Below are 20,457 nucleotides of genomic sequence, written 5' to 3'. Positions count from 1 at the left end.
CTTCTCGTCGTCGGCCATCGGATCCTCACTCGTGGTCGCGCGGGGCGGATGTGTGTCGTGCTGTGCTGGTGGGACGGACGGGGCGGAGGGGGGTGCGGGGCTGCCGGGCGGAGCGGCCGTCCCCCTCACGTGAGCCCTCGGATCAGCGTGCGGGTCCGCGCCTTCGGAGGTTCTCGTCGATGAAGGCGAGCAGTTCGTCGGCGGCGGCCGGTGGCGGACCGGCGGGCGACGGCCCGGAAGGCGACGGCCCGGCGCCGTTCCCGGGCGAGGGCGGAAGGCCCGCCGCCGTCGGGTTGCCGACGTCCTGGACGGGGCCTCCCCCGGGCGCGCCGAGCAGCGCCGCCAGGCGCGTCCGGACCCGTGGGTCGGGGGGCGCGACACCAAGGGAGCGTTCCAGCAGGTCGAGCGCGGCGAGCACGTCGTCGGCCGGGTCCGGGCCGGGTTCCGCGTCCCCGCTCCCGGCGTCGGCCGCCTTCTCCTCCGGTGGCGCCGACGCGGCGAGCAGTTCCCCCAGGCGGTCGGTCAGCCGGGCCGGGGTCGGATGGTCGAAGACGAAGGTGGTCGGCAGTTGGAGTCCGCTCGACTCGGTGAGGCGGTTGCGGAGTTCGACGGCCGTCAGGGAGTCGAGCCCCAGGTCGAGGAGGCGGTCGTGGGCGTCGACGCCGACGTGCGAACGCCGACCGAGCACCTTGGCGATCTCCCGGCGGACCAGGTCGAGCAGCAGGTCCGCGCGCCGCTCGGGCACGGTGCCCCGAAGGCGCTCGCGCCAGACCGGGACGCGTGAGCCCTGTCCTGCCGAGGTGGCCGCCCGGCGCCGGGGGGTGCCCGTGGCCAGGCCCGTGTCGGAGTCGGGTACGGCCTCCGCGAGGAACGGGTCGAGCCGGTCCTGTGCGGCCTGTTCGCGCAGGACGTCGGTGTCGAGCCGGACGGGGACGAGGGCGGCCCCGCCGTACCGGAGCGCCGCGTCGAACAGCGCGAGGCCCTCCCCCGGCGCGAACGGCGCGACTCCGGAGGCGCTCATCCTGGCCCGGTCGGCCGCGCCGAGCCCGCCCGCCATGCCCTGGGCGTCGTCCCACCAGCCCCAGGCGAGGGACGTGGCGGGCAGATCGAGGTGGCGGCGGTGGGCGGCGAGCGCGTCGAGGAAGGCGTTGGCGGCGGCGTAGTTGGCCTGCCCTGCCGAGCCGAGCACCCCGGCGGCCGAGGAGAACAGCACGAAGGCCGTCAGCTCGTGGTCCCGGGTCAGCTCGTGCAGGTGCCCGGCGGCATCGGCCTTGGGGCCGAGGACCCGGGCGAGGCGGTCGGGGGTGAGGGTGGCGAGGACGCCGTCGTCGAGGACGCCGGCGCAGTGCACGACGGCCCGCAGCGGCCGCTCGGCCGCGACGGAGTCGAGCAGCCGGGCGAGCGCGTCACGGTCCGAGACGTCGCAGGCCTCGACGCGCACCTGGGCGCCCAGCTCCGCGAGTTCGGCGGCCAGGCGGTCGGCGCCGGGGGCCTCCTGGCCGCGGCGGCCGGTGAGCAGCAAGTGCCGTACGCCGTGCTCCACGACCAGGTGACGCGCGACCGTGCCGCCCAGCGCTCCGGTGCCGCCGGTGATCAGGACGGTGCCGTCGGGCCCGAAGCCCGGAGCGGGCCGCTGCCCTCCCGGCGTACGGGAGGCCGGGTCCGGTTCGCGGACGAGCCGCGGGACGAGGAACGCGCCCTGGCGCAGGGCCAGTCGGGTCTCCACCGCGCCTGGCATCGCGGCCAGGGCAGCCGTGGAAGCGGCCGTCGCGTCGGTGTCCAGCAGGATCACGCGGCCGGGGTGTTCACGCTGCGCGGACCGCCCGAGGCCCCACACCGCCGCCGTCGCCGGGTCGGCGGGAGCGTCGTCGGGGCCGGTGGCCACGGCGCCGCGGGTCACGAGGACCAGGCGGGTCGAGTCGAGGCGCGGTTCGGCCGCCCAGGACCGCAGCAGCGCGGTGACGCGGCGCAGAGCGGTGCGCGTCCTCTGCGTGAGGTCCGCGTGCTCCTCCCCCTCCGCGCCACCGGTCGGTACGGGGACGAGGACGAACCGCGGCGCAGGGCCACCGAGCTCCAGCGAGACCATCAAGGCGTCGAGGTCGGCGTGACGTGTGCTGCCGGGCAGGTCCGCGAGACCGTGCGACGGGTCCTGACCCACGACGGCGAGCCGTACGGGAGGGGCGAGGGCGGGTTCCGGTCCGGGCCGGCCGGGTCGCCAACGCACCGCGTACAGCGCGCCCGCCGATCCGCCGGACGGCCGCGCGGTGGACGAAGGCGTGCGCTCCTGGGCCGGCCGCAGCACCAGGGAGCCGACCGTGGCGACGGGCCGGCCCGTCGGGTCCGCGAGCTCCAGCGCGACGGTCGACTCCCGCACGGTGAGCCGGATCCGCAGCCGGTCGGCGCCTTCGGCGTGCAGCGTCACTCCGCTCCAGGCGAAGGGCAGCAGCGGTGCCGGCGCCGCTCCGGCGTGGTCCTGGAGCGTGCGGAGCGCGGCGGCGTGCAGGGCCGCGTCCAGCAGCGCGGGGTGCGCGGCGAACCGCGCGGCATCGGCGCCCTCCTCCGGCTCCAGGGCCACCTCGGCGAAGAGGTGCTCGCCGAGGCTCCACGCCGCGCGCAGCCCCCGGAACGCCGGCCCGTAGCCGACGCCCGCCGCGGCCAGCCGCTCGTAGAGCGGGGCGACGGGGACGGGGGTGGCCCCGGGGGGCGGCCAGGCGGCGCCGTCCGCCCAAGGAGCGGTATCGGACGGGGAGTCCGCCGCGTCCGGAGGTGTCAGGGAACCGGTGGCGTGCAACGTCCAGGCGGCGTCGGAGGCCGCGCCTTCGGCGGCGGCGGGGCGCGCGTGAACGGTCAGGCGGCGCCCGCCACCGGGGCCGGCCGCCGCCAGGCGCACGTTCAGCTGGACGGCCCCGTGCTCGGGCAGGTACAGCGGCCGGTCGAGGGTGAGCTCGGCGAGGCGGTCGCAGCCGGCCCGGGCGCCGGCCCAGAGCGCGAGCTCCACGAACGCGGTGCCGGGCAGCAGGGCCTCGCCGCCGACCCGGTGGTCGGCGAGCCAGGGGTGGGTGGCGAGGGACAGGGCACCCGTGAGCACGAGCTCATCGGTGTCCGGGAGTTCGAGGCGGGCGCCGAGCAGCGGATGGCCGGGGGTCTGGAGACCGGCGCTGTCGAGGGCGTCCCGGGAACCACCCCCGGCCCCGGTCCCGGCCCCGACCCCGGTCCCGGTGCCGGTGCCGCCCGCGGTACCGCTCCCCGTGCCGTTCCCGCTGCCGGGCTGGTTGCCGTCACCGAGGCCGTTCTCGGCGTCCGTCGGCAGCCAGTAGCGCTCGGGGCGGAAAGCGGAGGTCGGCAGGTCGATCCGGCGGGCGCCGGTGCCCGCGAAGTAGGTGTCCCAGTCGACGGGCACCCCGCGTACGTGCAGCCGGCCGAGCGCGTCGGCCAGGGCGTCGCCCTCGGGCCGGTCGCGGCGCAGGGCGGCGACGGGGGCGAGGGAGGGGTCGCCCCAGCCCGCGACGAGCCCGGCCAGCGAACCGTCCGGCCCGGCGTCCAGCAGGGTCCGCGCACCGTTCTCGGCCAGTCGGCGCACGGCGTCGTGGAACCGTACCGGCCTGCGCACCTGCTCCGCCCAGTACGCGGGCGACGACAGGGTCTCGGCGGTCACCGGCTCTCCGGTCACCGTGGACACGATGGGCAGGACGGGCGGGTGGAAGGTCAGCTTCTCCGCGACGGACCGTAGTCCGTCGAGCATCGGGTCCATCAGCGCCGAGTGGAAGGCGTGGCTGACGCGGAGCCGGGTGACCCGGTGCCCGGTGTCGCCGAGGCGCCGGGCGAGGGCCAGCACCGGTTCGGTCGGGCCGGAGAGGACCACGGCGGAGGGGCCGTTGACGGCGGCGACCGACACGCCCGCCGTGAGCAGCGGCAGGATCTTCTCCTCGGGCGCGTCCACCGCGACCATCGCCCCGCCGTGCGGGAGGGCCTGCATCAGACGGCCTCGGGCGGTCACCAGGGTGGCGGCGTCGGCGAGGTCGAGCACCCCCGCCACGTGCGCGGCGGCGAGCTCGCCGACGGAGTGGCCCGCCAGGGCGTCGGGTCGTACGCCGAGGTGGTCGAGGAGCCGGAAGAGTGCGACCTCGACGGCGAACAGGGCGGGCTGGGTGTACGCGGTGGAGTGCAGTGCCGCGGCTTCGTCCGCGTCCTCGTGGGCGTCGGTGTCGGCGTCGATCACTTCGTGCAGGGGGCGCGGGAGGTGGGGGTCGAGGGCGGCGCGGACCTCGGCGAAGGCCTCGGCGAAGACGGGGTGGTGTGCGGCGAGCTGCCGGCCCATGGCGAGGCGTTGGCTGCCCTGGCCGGCGAACACGAGGGCGAGGCCGCCGCCGGTCGGGCGTCCCCACGCCTGTCCGGGCGGTCCTGGCGTGTCCTCGCCCTCGATCAGGTCGTCGAGGCGTTCCAGGAAGTCCTCGCGGGAGGTGGAGAGCAGTGCCGCCCGGTGCTCGAAGGCCGTGCGTCCGGTGGCGAGTGCGGCGCCGACGTCGAGCGGGCGCAGGTCGGGACGCTCGTCGAGCCGCCGGCGTATCCGCGCGGCCTGGTCCCGCAGGTGTGCGGGGGTGCGGCCGGACAGCAGCATCGGCACGGCGGCGGAGCCGACGGGCCCGCGCGGTCGCGGGGCCGTGCTCGCGGCAGGTTCGGCGGGGGCCTGTTCGAGGATGACGTGGGCGTTGGTGCCGCTGATCCCGAAGGAGGACACCCCGGCCCGGCGCGGCCGGCCCGCCGCGGGCCAGGGAAGGCTCTCGGTGAGGAGTTCCACCGCGCCGGAGGACCAGTCGACGTGCGGGGTCGGCTGGTCGACGTGGAGGGTCTTCGGCAGGGCCCCGTGACGCATCGCCATCACCATCTTGATGACACCCGCGACACCCGCCGCGGCCTGGGTGTGGCCGATGTTCGACTTGACCGAGCCGAGGAAGAGCGGGCGGTCCGGTACGCGGTCCTCGCCGTAGACGGCGTGGATCGCCTCGGCCTCGATGGGGTCGCCCAGGGAGGTGCCGGTGCCGTGCGCCTCGACGGCGTCCACGTCGGCCGGGGTCAGTCCGGCGCCGGCCAGCGCCTGGCGGATCACGCGCTGTTGCGAGGGCCCGTTGGGAGCGGTGAGGCCGTTGCTGGCGCCGTCCTGGTTGACGGCGGAGCCGCGGATGACGGCGAGGACGGGGTGCCCGTTGCGGCGCGCGTCCGACATGCGTTCGAGGAGCAGTACTCCGGCGCCCTCGCCCCAGCCGGTGCCGTCGGCGGCGGCGGCGAACGGCTTGCAGCGCCCGTCGGACGCGAGGCCGCGCTGCCGGGAGAACTCGACGAACGGCGTCGGGGTCGCCATCACCGTCACACCGCCGGCCAGGGCGAGTTCGCTCTCGCCGGACCGCAGGGACTGTACGGCGAGGTGCAGGGCGACGAGCGAGGAGGAGCAGGCCGTGTCGACGGACACGGCAGGACCCTCGAGCCCCAGGGTGTAGGCGATCCGGCCGGAGGCGACACTGCCCGCCGTGCCCGACCCGAGGTAGCCCTCGACCTCCTCGGGGACCCGGCGCACCCAGGACCCGTAGTCGTGGTACATCACGCCGGCGAAGACACCGGTCCGGGAGCCGCGCAGCTTCGCCGGGTCGATGCCCGCCCGCTCCACGACCTCCCAGGACGTCTCCAGGAGCAGCCGCTGCTGGGGGTCCATCGCCAGCGCCTCGCGCGGGCTGATCCCGAAGAACTCGGCGTCGAACTCGGCCGCTCCCCGCAGGAAGGACCCCCGCCGCGTGTAGCTGCGGCCCGGGCGGCCCGGCTCGGGGTCGTACAGCTCGTCCGGGTTCCAGCCCCGGTCGCGCGGCATGTCCCCGACGGCGTCGCCACCTGCGGCGACCAGGGCCCACAGCGCTTCCGGGGTGGTGATGTCACCCGTGGCGTCGCCGCCGGCCGTGTCCCCTGGGCGGCCGGGGTAGCGGCAGGCCATGGCGACGATGGCGATCGGGTCGTCGTCCGCGGGCGCGGTGACGGGCCCGGGGCCGCTCTTCGTCGTCTCGGTGGAACCCGGGGTGGCGCCGTGCAGTCGGGAGGCCAGGTAGGCGGCGAGCTCGCGCGGGGTGGGGCGGTCGAAGACGAGCCCGGCGGGCAGGGTGAGTCCGGTCGCCGCGCCGAGCCGGTTACGCAGTTCGAGGGCCGTGAGCGAGTCCATGCCCAGCTCCGAGAAGGCCCGTTCGTCCTGCGTCTCGTCCAGCGCGTCGAGCCCGAGCACGGCCGCGGCCTGTGCGCGTACGAGGGCGGTGAGCGTCCTCGTACGCTCGGCGTCCGCCATGGACCGCACCTGTTCGGCGAGGGCGTCGGCGGGAGCGGGGGCGGTACGGCGCGTGGCGGTCGGGCGGCGCAGCGGGCGGGCCGGGCCTGCCGCCCGGTCGCGCACCAGCTCGCGCAGGGGTGCCGGAACGGGCTGATCCCGATCGGCGGGGCCGGCGGGGTCGGCGGTGCCCGCAGGCCCGGAGGGTCCTGCGGGTCCGGCCGCTTCAGCGAGACCGGCGAGGTCCAGGTGGAGCGGCACGAGGGCCGGCTCGTCCGCCGCGAGGGCGGCGTCGAGGAGGGCGAGGCCGTCGGCCGTGGCCAGCGGCTGAAGGCCCGTGCGCGCGAGGCGTCGCAGGGCGGTCGCGTCGAGCCCGGCGGTCAGCTCGCTGCGCTCTTCCCACAGGCCCCAGGCGAGAGCGGTCGCGGGAAGCCCCGCGGCACGCCGCCGGGTGGCGAGGGCGTCGAGGAAGGCGTTGGCGGCGGCGTAGTTGCCCTGCCCGGCCGAGCCGAGGATTCCGGCGGCCGAGGAGAACAGCACGAACGCGGACAGGGGGAGATCGCGGGTCAGTTCGTGGAGGCGCCAGGCGGCTTCGGCCTTCGGTCGCAGGACGCGCCGCAGCCGATCGGGGGTCAGCGCCGTGATCGCCCCGTCGTCGAGAGCACCGGCCGCGTGCACGACGGCGGTCAGGGGGTGCGCGTCCGGGATGCTCGTGAGCAGTGCGGCCAAGGCGTCGGGGTCCGTGACGTCGCAGGCGGCCAGGGTGGTGTGCGCGCCGTGGGCCGCGAGCTCGGCGCGTAACTCCTCGGCTCCCGGTGCCGCGGCACCGCTGCGTCCTGCCAACAGCAGACGGCGTACGCCGTGCCGGGTCACGAGGTGCCGGGCGACGAGTCGGCCGAGCAGCCCGGTGCCGCCGGTGACGAGCACGGTGCCGTCGGGGTCGAAGGCGGTGGGCGCGGTGGAGGTGTCCCCGTCGGGCGGGGTGGCTCGTACCAGACGGGGCACGTGCGCTGCCCCGCCTCGCAGGGCCAGTTGCGGCTCGCCCGCCGCGAGGGCGGCGACGTCGGCCAGGTCGGCGCGCTCGGCGGGGCCGGCGGGGCCGGCGAGGTCGGCCAGGACGAACCGGCCGGGGTGCTCGGTCTGGGCGGAGCGGATCAGGCCCCATACGGCGGCCTGGGCGGGATCGGCGGCCTCGTGCGCCGCCACGGCGACGGCCGACCGGGTCACCACGACGAGGCGCGAGGCTTCGAGTCGCGGGTCGGAAAGCCACTCCTGGGCCAGCGCGAGGACGCGTGCCGCCGTGGCGGCGGCCGTCTCGGGCGCGCCGCCGGACGGCCGGCCGTCCGTCCGGTGCCCGGCGTCGGCGAGGACGAGCCCGGGTACGGGTTCGCCCGCGTCGAGCGCGGCGCGCAGGGCGGTGAGACCGGTGTGACGGCGCGCCACCGCTGCGAGCATCGGCACGTCGGTGTCACCGAGCAGTACGACACCGCTCAGCGGGTCCCCCACGGACGCGGGGAACGGGACGACGGGCCAGTCGAGCCGGTAGAGCCCCGGGCCCCCGGAGTCGGCCTGTCCGGCCGGTGCAGCCGGTCCGGCGGTCAGGTCGTCCGGCGCGGGCCGCAGGACGACGGAGCCGACGGACGCGACGCGCCGGCCCTGCTCGTCGTACGCGGTCAGCCGCCCGGCATCGGGCCCCTCGGTCGTCAGCCGGACGCGCAGGCGTGTCGCCCCTTCGACGTCGACCGTGGTGTCCTGCCAGGCGAACGGCAGCAGGACGTCGGCCTCGTCAAGGGCGCCCGACTCGGGTCCGTCGGACGCCAGGCCGAGGGTGTGGAGGGCCGCGTCCAGGAGCGCGGGGTGCAGGACGTACCCGCCGCTCGCGGCGGCTTCGGTGCCGCCATCGGGCCCGAGGCCGGGCTCGGCTTCCGCGGCTTCGGCTTCGGCTTCGGCTTCGGCTTCGGCCAGGGCGACCTCGGCGTACACGGCTCCGTCGGTCCGCCAGGCCCGTGTGAGCCCTTGGAAGGCGGGCCCGTAGCCGTAGCCACGCCGTGCCAACCGGTCGTAGAGGTCGGTCACGTCGATCGCCGAGGCGTGCAGCGGCGGCCACGCGCCGAGCGTCTCCTGCGAGGGAGCGGGTTCCTCGGGGACGGGGGCGAGCAGGCCCGTGGCGTGCTGCTGCCACGCCTGGCCCTCGGCGGCGTTCTCGGGGCGGGAGAAGATCCGTACGGAACGGCGCCCATCCGCACCGGCCGAACCGACCGCCACCTGGAGCGCGACCGCGCCGGTCGGCGGGGGCACGAGCGGTGCGGTCACGCCGAGTTCGGCGAGCACGCCGCAGCCGGCCAGGCCGCCCGCGCGGAGCGCCAGGTCCACGAAGGCGGTGCCGGGCAGGAGCACGGTGTCGCCGACCCGGTGGTCCGTGAGCCAGGGCTGCGCGGCCTCGGAGACCCGGCCGGTGAGGACGTACTCGTCCGTCCCCGCCAGTCGCAGCACCGCCGACAGCATGGGGTGGTCCAGCGACTCCTGGCCCGGACCCTGCGGCGCTTCGGCGTGGGCGGCGGACGTCGGCAGCCAGTAGCGCCTGCGCTGGAAGGGGTAGGTGGGCAGTTCCGCCGGCCATGTGCCTTCGGCCCGTCCCAGGACCGGTGTCCAGTCGACGTCGCCGCCGCGGGCGAACTCCTCGGCGACGGCGGTCACGGGCCCGTCGGTGGTGCCGGTCACGGCCGCGGCCACGACCCCTGCGGCACCGGCGGCGACGGCAGCGAGCCCTTCGAGCAGTTCCTCTCGGCGGGTGCCGAGCACCACCGCACGGTGCTCGAAGACGGTACGGGTGGTGGTCAGCGCACGGGCCACCGCCAGGGGGTCCGGAACGTCCACGCGCCCGGTCAGTGCCGTCCGCAGCCGGGCGGCCTGTGCGCGCAGCGCGTCCGGCGTCCGGCCCGACAGCGCCCAGGGGACGGTGTCTCCGGCGCCGTGCGTCTCCTCGGGCTCCGGCCGCTCCGCCGGGGCAGCCGAACCGGCCGAGACGGCCGAGACGGCCGGTATCGCGGGTTCTTCGAGGATGACGTGGGCGTTGGTGCCGCTGATCCCGAACGAGGAGACCGCCGCCCGCCGCGGGCGGCCCGCCGCGGGCCAGGGAAGGCTCTCGGTGAGGAGTTCCACCGCCCCCGTGGACCAGTCGGCGTGCGGGGTCGGCTCGTCGGCATGGAGGGTCTTCGGCAGCACGCCGTGGCACATCGCCATCACCATTTTGATGACGCCGCCGACTCCGGCCGCGGCCTGGGTGTGGCCGATGTTCGACTTGAGGGAGCCGAGACGGACGGGGGTGCCCGCGTCGCGTCCGCGGCCGTAGGTGGCCAGCAGGGCGCGTGCTTCGATGGGGTCTCCGAGTCGGGTGCCGGTGCCGTGCGCCTCCACGGCGTCCACGTCGCCCGGGGCGAGCCCCGCGTTGGACAGCGCCTGACGGATCACCCGCTCCTGCGCCAGACCGTTCGGAGCCGTCAGACCATTGCTCGCACCATCCTGATTCACCGCCGAACCACGCACCACCGCCCACACACGATGCCCAAGGCGCCGCGCGTCCGACAACCGCTCCAGAACCACGACACCGACACCCTCACCCCACCCCGTACCGTCGGCATCCGCAGAGAAGGCCCGGCACCGCCCATCCGCAGAAAGGCCACGCTGACGCGAGAACTCCAAGAAGACGCCAGGACCCGACATCACCGTCACACCACCCGCAAGCGCCAGCGAACACTCCCCCTGACGCAACGACTGCGCCGCCAGATGCAACGCCACCAGGGAGGTGGAGCAGGCGGTGTCGACGGACACGGCAGGGCCCTCCAGACCCAGCGCGTAGGCGATGCGGCCGGAGGCCACGCTCCCCGCGCTGCCGGTCAGGACGTAGCCGTCGGCGCCCTCGGCCGGCTCCGACAGGCGGGGTCCGTACTCGCCGAGGGAGGTGCCGACGTACACACCGGTGCCGGTGCCGCGCAGGGAGGTCGGGTCGATCCCCGCGCGCTCGATGGCCTCCCAGGACGTCTCCAGGAGCAGCCGCTGCTGCGGGTCCATCGCCAGCGCCTCGCGCGGGCTGATCCCGAAGAACTCGGCGTCGAACTCGGCGGCGCCGTAGAGGAATCCGCCGCTGCGGGTGTACGTGGTCCCCGGCCGGCCCGGCTCCGGGTGGAACAGCCGGTCCACGTCCCAGCCACGGTCCCGCGGCATCGCGCCTATGGCGTCGCCGCCCGAGGCGACGAGCTCCCACAGGTCCTCGGGGCCGGTGACGTCGCCGGGGTAGCGGCAGGCCATGCCGACGATGACGACCGGATCGTCGACGGACGAGGCGCGCGCGGCGGACGGCACGGGAACGACGGCGCCGCCTCCGGTGCCCGCGCCGCCGCCGTCGCCCTCGCCGGTGAGCAGGGAGAGGACGAGCCGGGTCACCGCCTTCGGAGTGGGGTGGTCGAAGACGAGCGTGGCGGGCAGGACGAGTCCGGTGGCGGCACCGAGCCGGTTGCGCAGGTCCAGGCCGGTGAGGGAGGTCAGGCCCAGTTCGGAGAACGGCCGCCCGTCCCGGATGCGTTCGGGAGAGGCGAAGCCGAGGACGGTGGCGACGACGCCACGGACGACGCCGGACACCTCCCGCTCGCGCTCGGCCGCGTCGAGGCCGGCCAACCGGACGGCCAGGCCCTCGCGGGCCGGTTCCGCGCCGCCGCGCGCGGTGTCGCCGGTCGCGTACCGCGCCTCGGGCAGTTCGGCGAACAGGGGCCGGGGGCCGCCCGCGGTGGCGGCGGGCAGGAATCGGGCCCAGTCCACCCGGGCGACGGTGACGCAGACGTCGTCGCCGGTCAGGGCCTGGTCGAGGGCGGCCAGGGCCTCCTGAGTCCGGAGCCGGCCGAGGCCGACGCGTTCGAACTCGTCGGCCACGGCGGTCTCCGCGGCCATTCCGGCCCCCTCCCACGCACCCCAGGCGATCGAGGTGGCGGGCAACCCGGCGGCACGGCGGCGCTCGGCGAGCGCGTCGAGGAAGGCGTTGCCGGGGGCGTATCCGCCCTGGCCGGGCAGGCCCCAGGTCGCGGCGACGGAGGAGAAGAGGACGAAGGCGTCCAGCCGCGCGTCGCGGGTCAGCTCGTCCAGGTTCCGGGCGCCCGACGCCTTGGCGCCCAGGGCCCGTTCGAGCTGGGCGGGGGTCAGCGCGGCGAGGAGGGCGTCGTCGAGCTGCCCGGCCGCATGGACGACGGTGGTCAGGGGAAGGGCGTCCGGCAGGTCGGCGAGGACGTCGGCGAGGGCGTCGCGGTCGGCGACGTCGCATGCGGCGAAGGTGACGCGGGCGCCGAGGCCGGTCAGCTCCGCACGTAACTCCTCCGCTCCCTGCGCCCGTTCACCGCTCCTGCTGACGAGGAGCAGATGCTCGGCCCCCGCTTCGGCCAGCCGGCGCGCGACCTGGGCCCCCAGGGCTCCGGTGCCGCCGGTGACGAGGGCGGTGCCCCCGGCCGGTCGGCGGAGGCGGCCGGCCGTACGCGAGCCGGTGAGCGTACGGGGGGACGCGGGCGTACGGACAGGAGCGCGCTCCAGGCGGCGCGCGAGGAGGTCGCCGCCGGGGCGCAGGGCGAGTTGGTCCTCGGCGGCCACGGCGCCGGCGAGGACGGCGCCGAGTCGGTCGGCGGAGGCTCCGTCGGGTCGCTCGGGCAGGTCGAGGAGGCCGCCCCACCGTTCCGGGTGTTCCAGGGCCACGATCCGCCCCAGGCCCCAGATGTGGGCCTGTTCGGGTTCGGTCGACGGGTCTTCGGCACCGGTGGTGACGGCGCCCGTCGTCGCGTACCAGAGACGGGTACGGGCTGCCGCCGGATCGTCGCCGAGCGCCTGGGTCAGCGCGAGGGTGGCCGCGAGGCCGGCGGGGACGGAGGGGTGTGCGGGCGAGTGGCCCTCGGCGAAGGCCAGGAGGGACAGCACCCCGACCGGGCGCGGCGCGTCGAGGTGCGGGCGCAGCAGGGCGCCCATCGCCTCGCGGTCCGCCGCCGGGTCCACGGTGACGACGCGTACGGCGCCGCCGCGCGCGGTCAGCGCTGCCTGCGCGGCGCCCGCCCAGGGGTGGGGCCCCGGTCCCTCGGGCACGACCACGATCCAGGGGCCGTCCGCGACGGCTCCGGCGGCGACGTCCACGCGCCGCCAGCCGATCCGGTACCGGAGGGCGTCCACAGCGGCCTCGGAGCGCCGCTGTCCGTCCCACCGTGCCAGCGCGGGCAGCGCCGCACCGAGCGCGGCGAGCGCCTGCGCCTCTTCCCGACCGGTCTCGGGGGTCGCGCCGGCGCCCGGCTCGTGGTCCTCGTCGAGGCGGCCGGATGCGGCGGCCGGGAGGAGGCCCAGTTCCTCGGCGAGGGCCTTCGGGTCCTCGGCACGTACGGCGGCCCAGAAGCGCTGCTCGGCCTCGCCGGTCGCACCGCCGGACGCGGCCGGCGGCCGGCTCGGCGTCCGGTCCGCGATCCGGGCCGGGGACCGGACCGGGCTCTGGGTCCGGGGCGTCAGCCAGTAGCGCTCCCCCGCGAAGGGGTAGGTGGGCAGTTCGACGGTGCGAGCCGCTCCGTCGGCGAACAACGGCGCCCAGTCGACGTCCCCGCCCCGGGCGAACTCCCCAGAGAGCGCGGCGACCTGCCCGCCCTCCCGCGCGGAATCAGCGGAGGGGGATGCCACCACTCCCTCGGCACCGGCCGCCACCGCCGCGAGTCCTGCCAGCAGTTCCTCTCGGCTGGTGCCCAGCACCACCGCACGGTGCTCGAACACCGCGCGGGCGACGGCGAGGGTGTACGCCGTGTCCGACGGGCTCGGCGTGTCCTCGGCGTCCAGGCGGCGCGCGAGACGCAGGGCCTGCTCGCGCAGGGCGGAGGGCGACTTCGCGGACAGGACGAGGGGCAGCGGCGCACCGGCCGCGGGCTCAGGCCGCTGCGCGGGGTCGTCGGCTGTCGCGGGTTCTTCGAGGATGACGTGGGCGTTGGTGCCGCTGATCCCGAACGAGGAGACCCCGGCCCGGCGCGGGCCGCTCTCCCGATGCCAGGCGGTCCGTTCGGTGAGCAGTTCCACGGCGCCGGAGGCCCAGTCGACGAACGGCGACGCGGCGTCGACGTGCAGTGTCCTCGGCAGCACGCCGTGGCGCATCGCCATCACCATTTTGATGACACCGGCGACACCGGCCGCGGCCTGGGAGTGCCCGATGTTCGACTTGACCGAGCCGAGGTACAGCGGCCGGTCCTCGGGGCGGGACCGCCCGTACGACGCGAGCAGCGCCTCGGCCTCGATGGGGTCTCCGAGTCGGGTGCCGGTGCCGTGCGCCTCCACGGCGTCCACGTCGCCCGGGGCGAGCCCCGCGTTGGACAGCGCCTGACGGATCACCCGCTCCTGCGCCAGACCGTTCGGAGCCGTCAGACCATTGCTCGCACCATCCTGATTCACCGCCGAACCACGCACCACCGCCCACACACGATGCCCAAGGCGCCGCGCGTCCGACAACCGCTCCAGAACCACGACACCGACACCCTCACCCCACCCCGTACCGTCGGCATCCGCAGAGAAGGCCCGGCACCGCCCATCCGCAGAAAGGCCACGCTGACGCGAGAACTCCAAGAAGACGCCAGGACCCGACATCACCGTCACACCACCCGCAAGCGCCAGCGAACACTCCCCCTGACGCAACGACTGCGCCGCCAGATGCAACGCCACCAGCGAAGAGGAGCAGGCCGTGTCCACCGACACCGCCGGACCTTCCAGGCCCAGGGTGTACGCGATGCGGCCGGAGGCCACGCTCCCCGCGCTGCCGGTGAGCAGGTGCCCTTCGGTGTCGCCGGTGGCCTCGTGCAGGGGCGGGCCGTAGTCGGACGCCATGAGTCCGGTGAAGACGCCGGTGCTGCTGCCGCGCAGCGTGGCCGGGGCGATGCCCGCGCGCTCGAAGGCCTCCCAGCCGGTCTCCAGGAGCAGCCGCTGCTGCGGGTCCATCGCCAAGGCCTCGCGCGGCGACAGGCCGAAGAACTCCGCGTCGAACCGGTCGGCCGCGTGCAGGAATCCGCCGTGCCGGGTGTACGTCGTGCCGGGGTGGGCGGGGTCCGGGTGGTAGAGCGCTTCGAGGTCCCAGCCCCGGTTGTCGGGGAAGGCCGTGACGGCGTCGCGGCCTTCGGCGACCAGGCGCCAGAGGTCGTCGGGGCTCGTGACGCCGCCTGGGTAGCGGCAGGCCATGCCGACGATGACCACGGGGTCGTGGTGGCCGTCGGCGCCGTCGCTTCCCTCGCCGCCCTCGCCGCCGAGGGCGGGGGCCGCCGGCCGGACTGCCCGGGCGGTGCCCTCCGGTGCACGGCCGGACAGCTCGTCGCGGAGCCGGGTGGCCAGGGCGCGGGGCGTCGGGTGGGCGAAGACGACGGTGGTGGGCAGCCGGAGGCCGGTGGCTGCGGCGAGCCGGTTGCGCAGTTCGACGGCGGCGAGGGAGTCGAAGCCCAGCGCCTTGAACTCCTGGTGGGTGTCGACCGGAGCCGCCGGGTCGAGTCCGAGGACGGCCGTGACCTCGTCCTGGACGAGGCGGAGCAGCAGGGTGGCCGTCGCCTCGGCGTCGGGTGCCGCGTCGAGCCGCTGCCGCCAGGAAGGCCCGGTGCTCGCGGCTGTGGTGGGAGCCGCCGCGGCGGGGGCGGGAGCGACCGGGGCGGCGGGGCCGGCAGCGGCGTCGGGCGCGGGCCCGCCCGTCGGCAGCCAGTGGGTCCGCCGCTGGAAGGGGTACGTGGGCAGGTCGACCGGTCGGCCGCCGCGGATCGCGGGGGTCCAGTCGACGGCCGAGCCGGCCACGTGGGCCTGGGCGAGGGAGGTCAGCAGCCGGACCCGGTCGCCCTGGTCCCGTCGCAGGGTGCCGACGACCGCCGCCGGGTCGTCCGCGTCGGTGGCGAGGTCGAGGGTCTCCTGGACGCCGACGGCGAGGACGGGGTGCGGGCTGGACTCGACGAACAGCCGGTGCCCGTCGGCGAGCAGGGCGCGGACGGTCTCCTCGAAGCGCACGGTGCCGCGCAGGTTGCGGTACCAGTACGCGGCGTCCAGCGGGGTGGCGTCGGTGGTGCGGGACGCGGTCACGGTGGAGTAGAAGGCGGTGTCCGTGACGGGCAGGGGGGTGATGTCGGCGAGGGCGGTGAGGAGTTCGTCCCGTACCGCCTCGACGCCCGGCGAGTGCGAGGCGTAGTCGACGTCGACGCGCCGGGCCCGCACGTCCTCGGCCGCGTAGGCCGCGAGCAGGCGGTCGAGTACGGCGGCGTCGCCGGCCAGGACCGTGGAGGAGGGGCCGTTGACGGCGGCCACGGCGACGCGGTCCTGCCAGGGCGCGATGCGGTCGACGACCTCGGATGCGGGCAGCGGCACGGAGAGCATGCCGCCGGTCCCGGCCAGCCGGGCCAGTGCGCGGGAGCGCAGCGCGACGGTCTTCGCGGCGTCGCGGAGGCTCAGCAGGCCCGCGACATGAGCGGCGGCGATCTCGCCCTGGGAGTGGCCGACGACCGCGTCGGGCACCACGCCGTGGGCCTTCCACACGGCCGCGAGCGACACCATGACGGCCCACAGCGCGGGCTGCACGACGTCCACCCGCTCCAGCGAGGGCGCTCCGGGCTCGCCGCGGAGCACAGCGGTGAGCGACCAGTCGGTGAAGGGGGCGAGTGCGCGGGCGCAGGCGGCGATGTGCTCGGCGAAGACCTCGTCCTGGTCGAGCAGGTCGCGGCCCATCTCGGCCCACTGGGACCCCTGGCCGGGGAAGACGAGGACGGTCTTTCCGCGGGTGGCCGGTCCCTGCGGCACGATCGCGGTCCTGGCGGGCCTGCCCTCGGCGACGGCGGCGAGGCCGCTCAGCAGTTCCTCGTGGGTGGCGCCGACGACGACCGCGCGGTGGTCGAACAGCGACCGGGTGGTCACCAGGGAGTGGCTCACGTCGACGGGGTCGAGGCGGGGGCGCCGGGTCACGAGCTCGGCGAGGCGAGCGGCCTGCGCGCGGAGGGCCTCGGGATCGCGGGCGGAGAGCACCCACGGAACGGGGGTGGGTTCACGTACAGGAGCAGGAGCGTCCGCGTCCGGGGCCCCTTCGGCCTCCGGACCCGAGCCCGGTTCCCGCTCCCGCTCCGCCTCCGGGCTCTCCGGGCGCGCCGGGCTCTCCGGGCTCTCCGGGCGCGCCGGGCTCTCCGGGCTCTCCGGGCGCACCGCGCCCGGCGCCTCGCTCAGCACCACATGGCAGTTGGTGCCGCCCACGCCGAAGGAGCTGACGCCGGCGACGAGTTCGCGTTGCTCGTCGGGCCACGCCCCGAGTCCGGTCTGCACCTGCAGGTGGAGCGCGTCCAGGGGGATGTGCGGCGGGGGTGTCCGGTGGTGGAGGGTCGGCGGGAGCTGCCGGTGGCGCAGGCTGAGCACGACCTTGAGCAGACCTGCGATGCCGGCGGCGCCTTCGAGGTGGCCGATGTTCGTCTTGACGGAACCGACGCGAAGCGGAACGGTCCGGGCCGCGTCGCGGCTGCGGCCGAGCGCGGCACCGAGTGCGGCGGCCTCGACGGGGTCGCCGACGGGCGTTCCCGTTCCGTGCAGTTCGACGTACTGGACGGCGTCGGGGGTGGTGCCGGCGCGCGCGTGCGCCTGGCGGACGACGTCTTCCTGGGCGCGGGGGTCGGGGACGGTGAGGCCCTCGCCGCCGCCGTCGTTGTTGGTGGCACTGCCCCGGATCACGCAGAGGACCGGGTCGCCGTCGGCGAGCGCCCGGTCGAGGCGCTTGAGGACGACGAGTGCGCCGCCCTCGCCCCGTACGTAGCCGTCGGCGCGTGCGTCGAAGGTGCGGACCCGGCCGGTCGGGGAGAGTCCGCCCATGGCGGCGGCGACGGCCGCCGTCTCCGCGGCCAGGGCGAGGTTCACGCCACCGGCGAGAGCGAGTTCGCTCTCGCCGCTGCGCAGGCTCTCGCAGGCCAGGTGCACCGCGACGAGGGAGGACGACTGCGCGGAGTCGACCGTGAGGCTGGGCCCGCGCAGTCCGAGGCGGTACGAGAGACGGTTGGCGATCACGCCGCGCTGCAGGCCCGTCAGGGCGTGCCGTCCGACGGAGCCGGGCCCTTGGCGCCGCAGCAGGGTGGCGTAGTCGTCCCAGATGGCGCCGACGAAGACGCCGGTCCGGCTGCCCGCGACGTGTCCGGGGATCATGCGGGCGTCCTGGAGCGCTTCCCAGCCCAGTTCGAGCATCAGCCGCTGCTGGGGGTCCATGGCCGCGGCTTCGCGGGGCCCGATGCCGAAGAAGGCGGCGTCGAATCCGGTGACGGTGGACCAGTCGAGGAAGCCGCCGTGCCGCAGACCGGCGCTGGAGGATTCCGTTGCGGCGCTGCCGCCGGGACCGTTCGCCGCCGCCGCGAGGGCGTCGGCGTCCCATCGTTCGGGTGGGGTGGGGACGACGGCGTCGACGCCGTCCCGCAGGAGCCGCCAGAACTCCTCCGGGTTCGCCGCCCCGGGTAATCGGCACGCCACTCCGACGACCGCGATGGGCGTGTCGTGCGGGCGGCGGGGCCCGAGCGGGTCGCCCCCGGTCTGCTTCGGCGTGACAGCGGGCTCGTGCCGGTCGGCACGGGCAGCGTCGGCTATGTGGTCGGCGGCGCCGGCCATGTCGTGTCCCCCCCTGGTTCCGGTGCGGAGCGTGTGGCCGCTGCTCCGGGTGGTGCGCGACGCGTCGCGCGGGGTGTCCGTACCCTTCCGTGGCGGGAGCATGCATCCGCCGCTTTCTTTGTCAGGTCGGGCGTCAAGTCCGCGACAAGCCATCTCGGCGTGCGGCGCCCCGGGAGTCCGTGCCCGAGGCGTGCGGCGCCCCCGGAGTCCGTGCCCGAGGCGCCGTCTTGCGGATCCGGCGGCGCGGCTCGGGGATCACCGGCTCACGGCCCCGCCTCTCCCCGTCCCTGCCCACCCTGCCCACCCTCCCCGTCCGTCCCGTCCGTCCCCGACGGGGTCAGGACGGCGGCTGCCAGGTGGTCGCGGAACCAGCGGTGCGCCGGGTCGGCCGCGTTGCGGGGGTGCCAGGCCATGGCGAGGTCGAGCGGCGGCAGGCCGAACGGGAGCGGAAAGGTGCGCAGTCCCAGTGCCGCGGTGGTCCGGGGCAGCCAGTCGGCCAGGGTGAGCGCGACGAGGTCGGTGTCCCTGGCCAGCATCATCGCGCTGGTGTGGCTGGGGACGACCACGGCGACCCGGCGCCGCAGGCCGCGTTCGGCCAGGGCGCTGTCGATGGGCCCGTGCCTTTTGCCGAGGCGGGAGATGCCGATGTGGTCGGCGGCGGCGAAGCGGACGGCGTCGATCGTCCCGTCGAACAGGGGGTGGCCGCTGCGGGCGATGCCGACCAGGGGCGTACGGGTGAGGGGTCGGGTCCGGATCTCGGGGTCCAGGTGCCCGAGGACGCCGAGTTCGACGTCCACCCCGCCCTGGCGGAGCGCGGGCCCGCCCTCCAGAGCCTCGGGCAGGAAGACGACGTCCACGTGGGGGGCTTCTGCATGGATGCGTTCGCTCAGGGTGCCGGCCAGTCCGGCCAGGAGCAGGTCGGCGGCCTGGACGGTGAAGGTGCGCTGGAGGTGCACGGCGTCGAATCCGGCGCCCGGTCTGAGCACGCTGTCGCAGCCGCGCAGCAACACGGCGACCTCCTCGCGGAGTTCGAGGGCGCGTGGGGTCGGGACCATCTGCTGGCCGGCCCGCACCAGCAGGGGGTCGCCGACGGCGCGGCGGAGCCGGGCCAGGGTGCGGCTGGCCGCCGCGGGGGACGTGCCGAGCCGTTCCGCGGCGCGGGTCACGCTGTTCTCCTGGAGCAGGGCGTCCAGGGCTCGCAGCAGGTTGAGGTCCATGCATTCACGCTCCTGAGCTGCATCTTTGCGTCTGGGGCAATGATGGGCTGTCAATCTTTGCATTGTCGCGGACGGTGCTCCGAGCCGAGAGTGAGGTGTCCGCGAGAACGCGTGACGCACCCCTTCCCCTTCCTCACAGGAGTCCTCCGTGCAGCAGTCTCCCCGCGCCGACCGGGACGGCGATGTCCTGGCCGTGATCAGCCAGAGCGGCCCGACCGTGTCGTTCTTCGACGCCGCCTCCGACCGTCTTCTCGGAGCGGTGGAAGTCCCCGCCGAGCCGCACGAGTTGCGCTTCGATCCGACGCAGCGCCTGCTGTGGTGCACCACGGCGTACCAGTCGGGCTACTACCACGCCAACAGTGGTCGCCGTACCGAGCTGACGGCCATCGACCCCGACACGCGCCGCGTCGTCGAGGTCGTCGACCTCTCCCCCGAACACGGCCCGCACGGACTGGCGTTGGACACGTCACGACGCCGCCTCTACGTCAGCGTGGAAGGGTCGGCGGACCGGCCCGGCGGTGTGGTCGTGATCGACACCGGGACCCGCCGACCCGTCGGCCGGATCGACACGGACGCGCCCGGACCGCACTGGTTCGCCATCGACCCGTCGGGCACGACGGGCTACGCCACGAACAAGGAGGCGCCGTTCGTCTCGGTCGTCGACCTCGAACGGGGCGTCCTCACCGCGAAGGTCGAGGTGCCGGGCAGCGAGGGACTGGCCGTCACGGCCGACGGCATGGAGGTCTTCGTCGCCGCGCCGTACGCCGGCTCCTTCTCCGCCGCCGGGGAGCGACCCGTGGCGGGAATCCGGGTGATCGACGCCAGGACCGCATCGGTCGTCGACCTGCTCCCCACCGAGGGCATCGTCCTGCCGGTGCATCTGACCTCGACCGGAATGCTGCTCGCCGGCGAACTGCGCATGGCACCCGACCCGACGTCCTCGCTGGGACGCCACGCACCGGGACGCCTCACCGTCTTCCGCGCCGACACCCGCGAACGGCTGGGCCAGGTCGAGGTGGGGCGCTTCCCGCTGACCGTCACCTCGTCGCCCGACGGCCGGATCGCCTATGTGGCCTGCGTCGTCTCGTCCACCGTCGACGTCGTCGACCTGGAGACGCTGCGGACCCTGGCCCGGCTGGACGTCGCCAAGCTCGCCGAACCCGGCGCCCACGGCCTGGCCTACATCCCGCGCCCGGCAGCCTGAGCCGAGGCCGGGCCTGGCAGCGCGCCACCCGGGTGGCGGCAGGAGCGATCCGCCACTCGGAGCCCAGAACTGTCAGGAACCTTTACTAACCACAG

General features: G+C 75.8%; 3 protein-coding genes. 1 reads left to right on the top strand and 2 read right to left on the bottom strand.

What is annotated here, in order from left to right; all coding sequences use genetic code 11:
* Positions 1-142 precede the first annotated feature (142 nt).
* Both OG309_RS36115 and OG309_RS36110 read right to left on the bottom strand, forming a co-directional pair.
* On the bottom strand, positions 143-17,941 hold the full coding sequence (locus OG309_RS36115) for an SDR family NAD(P)-dependent oxidoreductase (protein ID WP_329427542.1): 17,799 nt from the start codon (positions 17,939-17,941) through the stop codon (positions 143-145).
* A gap of 263 nt (positions 17,942-18,204) precedes the next feature.
* On the bottom strand, positions 18,205-19,158 hold the full coding sequence (locus OG309_RS36110; protein ID WP_329427540.1) for a LysR family transcriptional regulator: 954 nt from the start codon (positions 19,156-19,158) through the stop codon (positions 18,205-18,207).
* Between the two features lie 148 nt (positions 19,159-19,306).
* Here OG309_RS36110 and OG309_RS36105 point away from each other — a divergent pair, with 148 nt between their 5' ends.
* The gene (locus OG309_RS36105; protein WP_329427538.1) at positions 19,307-20,362 is read left to right on the top strand and encodes a YncE family protein; all 1,056 of its coding nucleotides are present in this window, start codon (positions 19,307-19,309) and stop codon (positions 20,360-20,362) included.
* The last annotated feature ends 95 nt before the right edge of the window (positions 20,363-20,457 follow it).

It is taken from the genome of Streptomyces sp. NBC_01268, from assembly GCF_036240795.1.
Lineage (GTDB): Bacteria > Actinomycetota > Actinomycetes > Streptomycetales > Streptomycetaceae > Streptomyces.
Note: the sequence above shows the minus strand (reverse complement) of the source record. Positions and strands in the feature narration are given on the sequence as shown.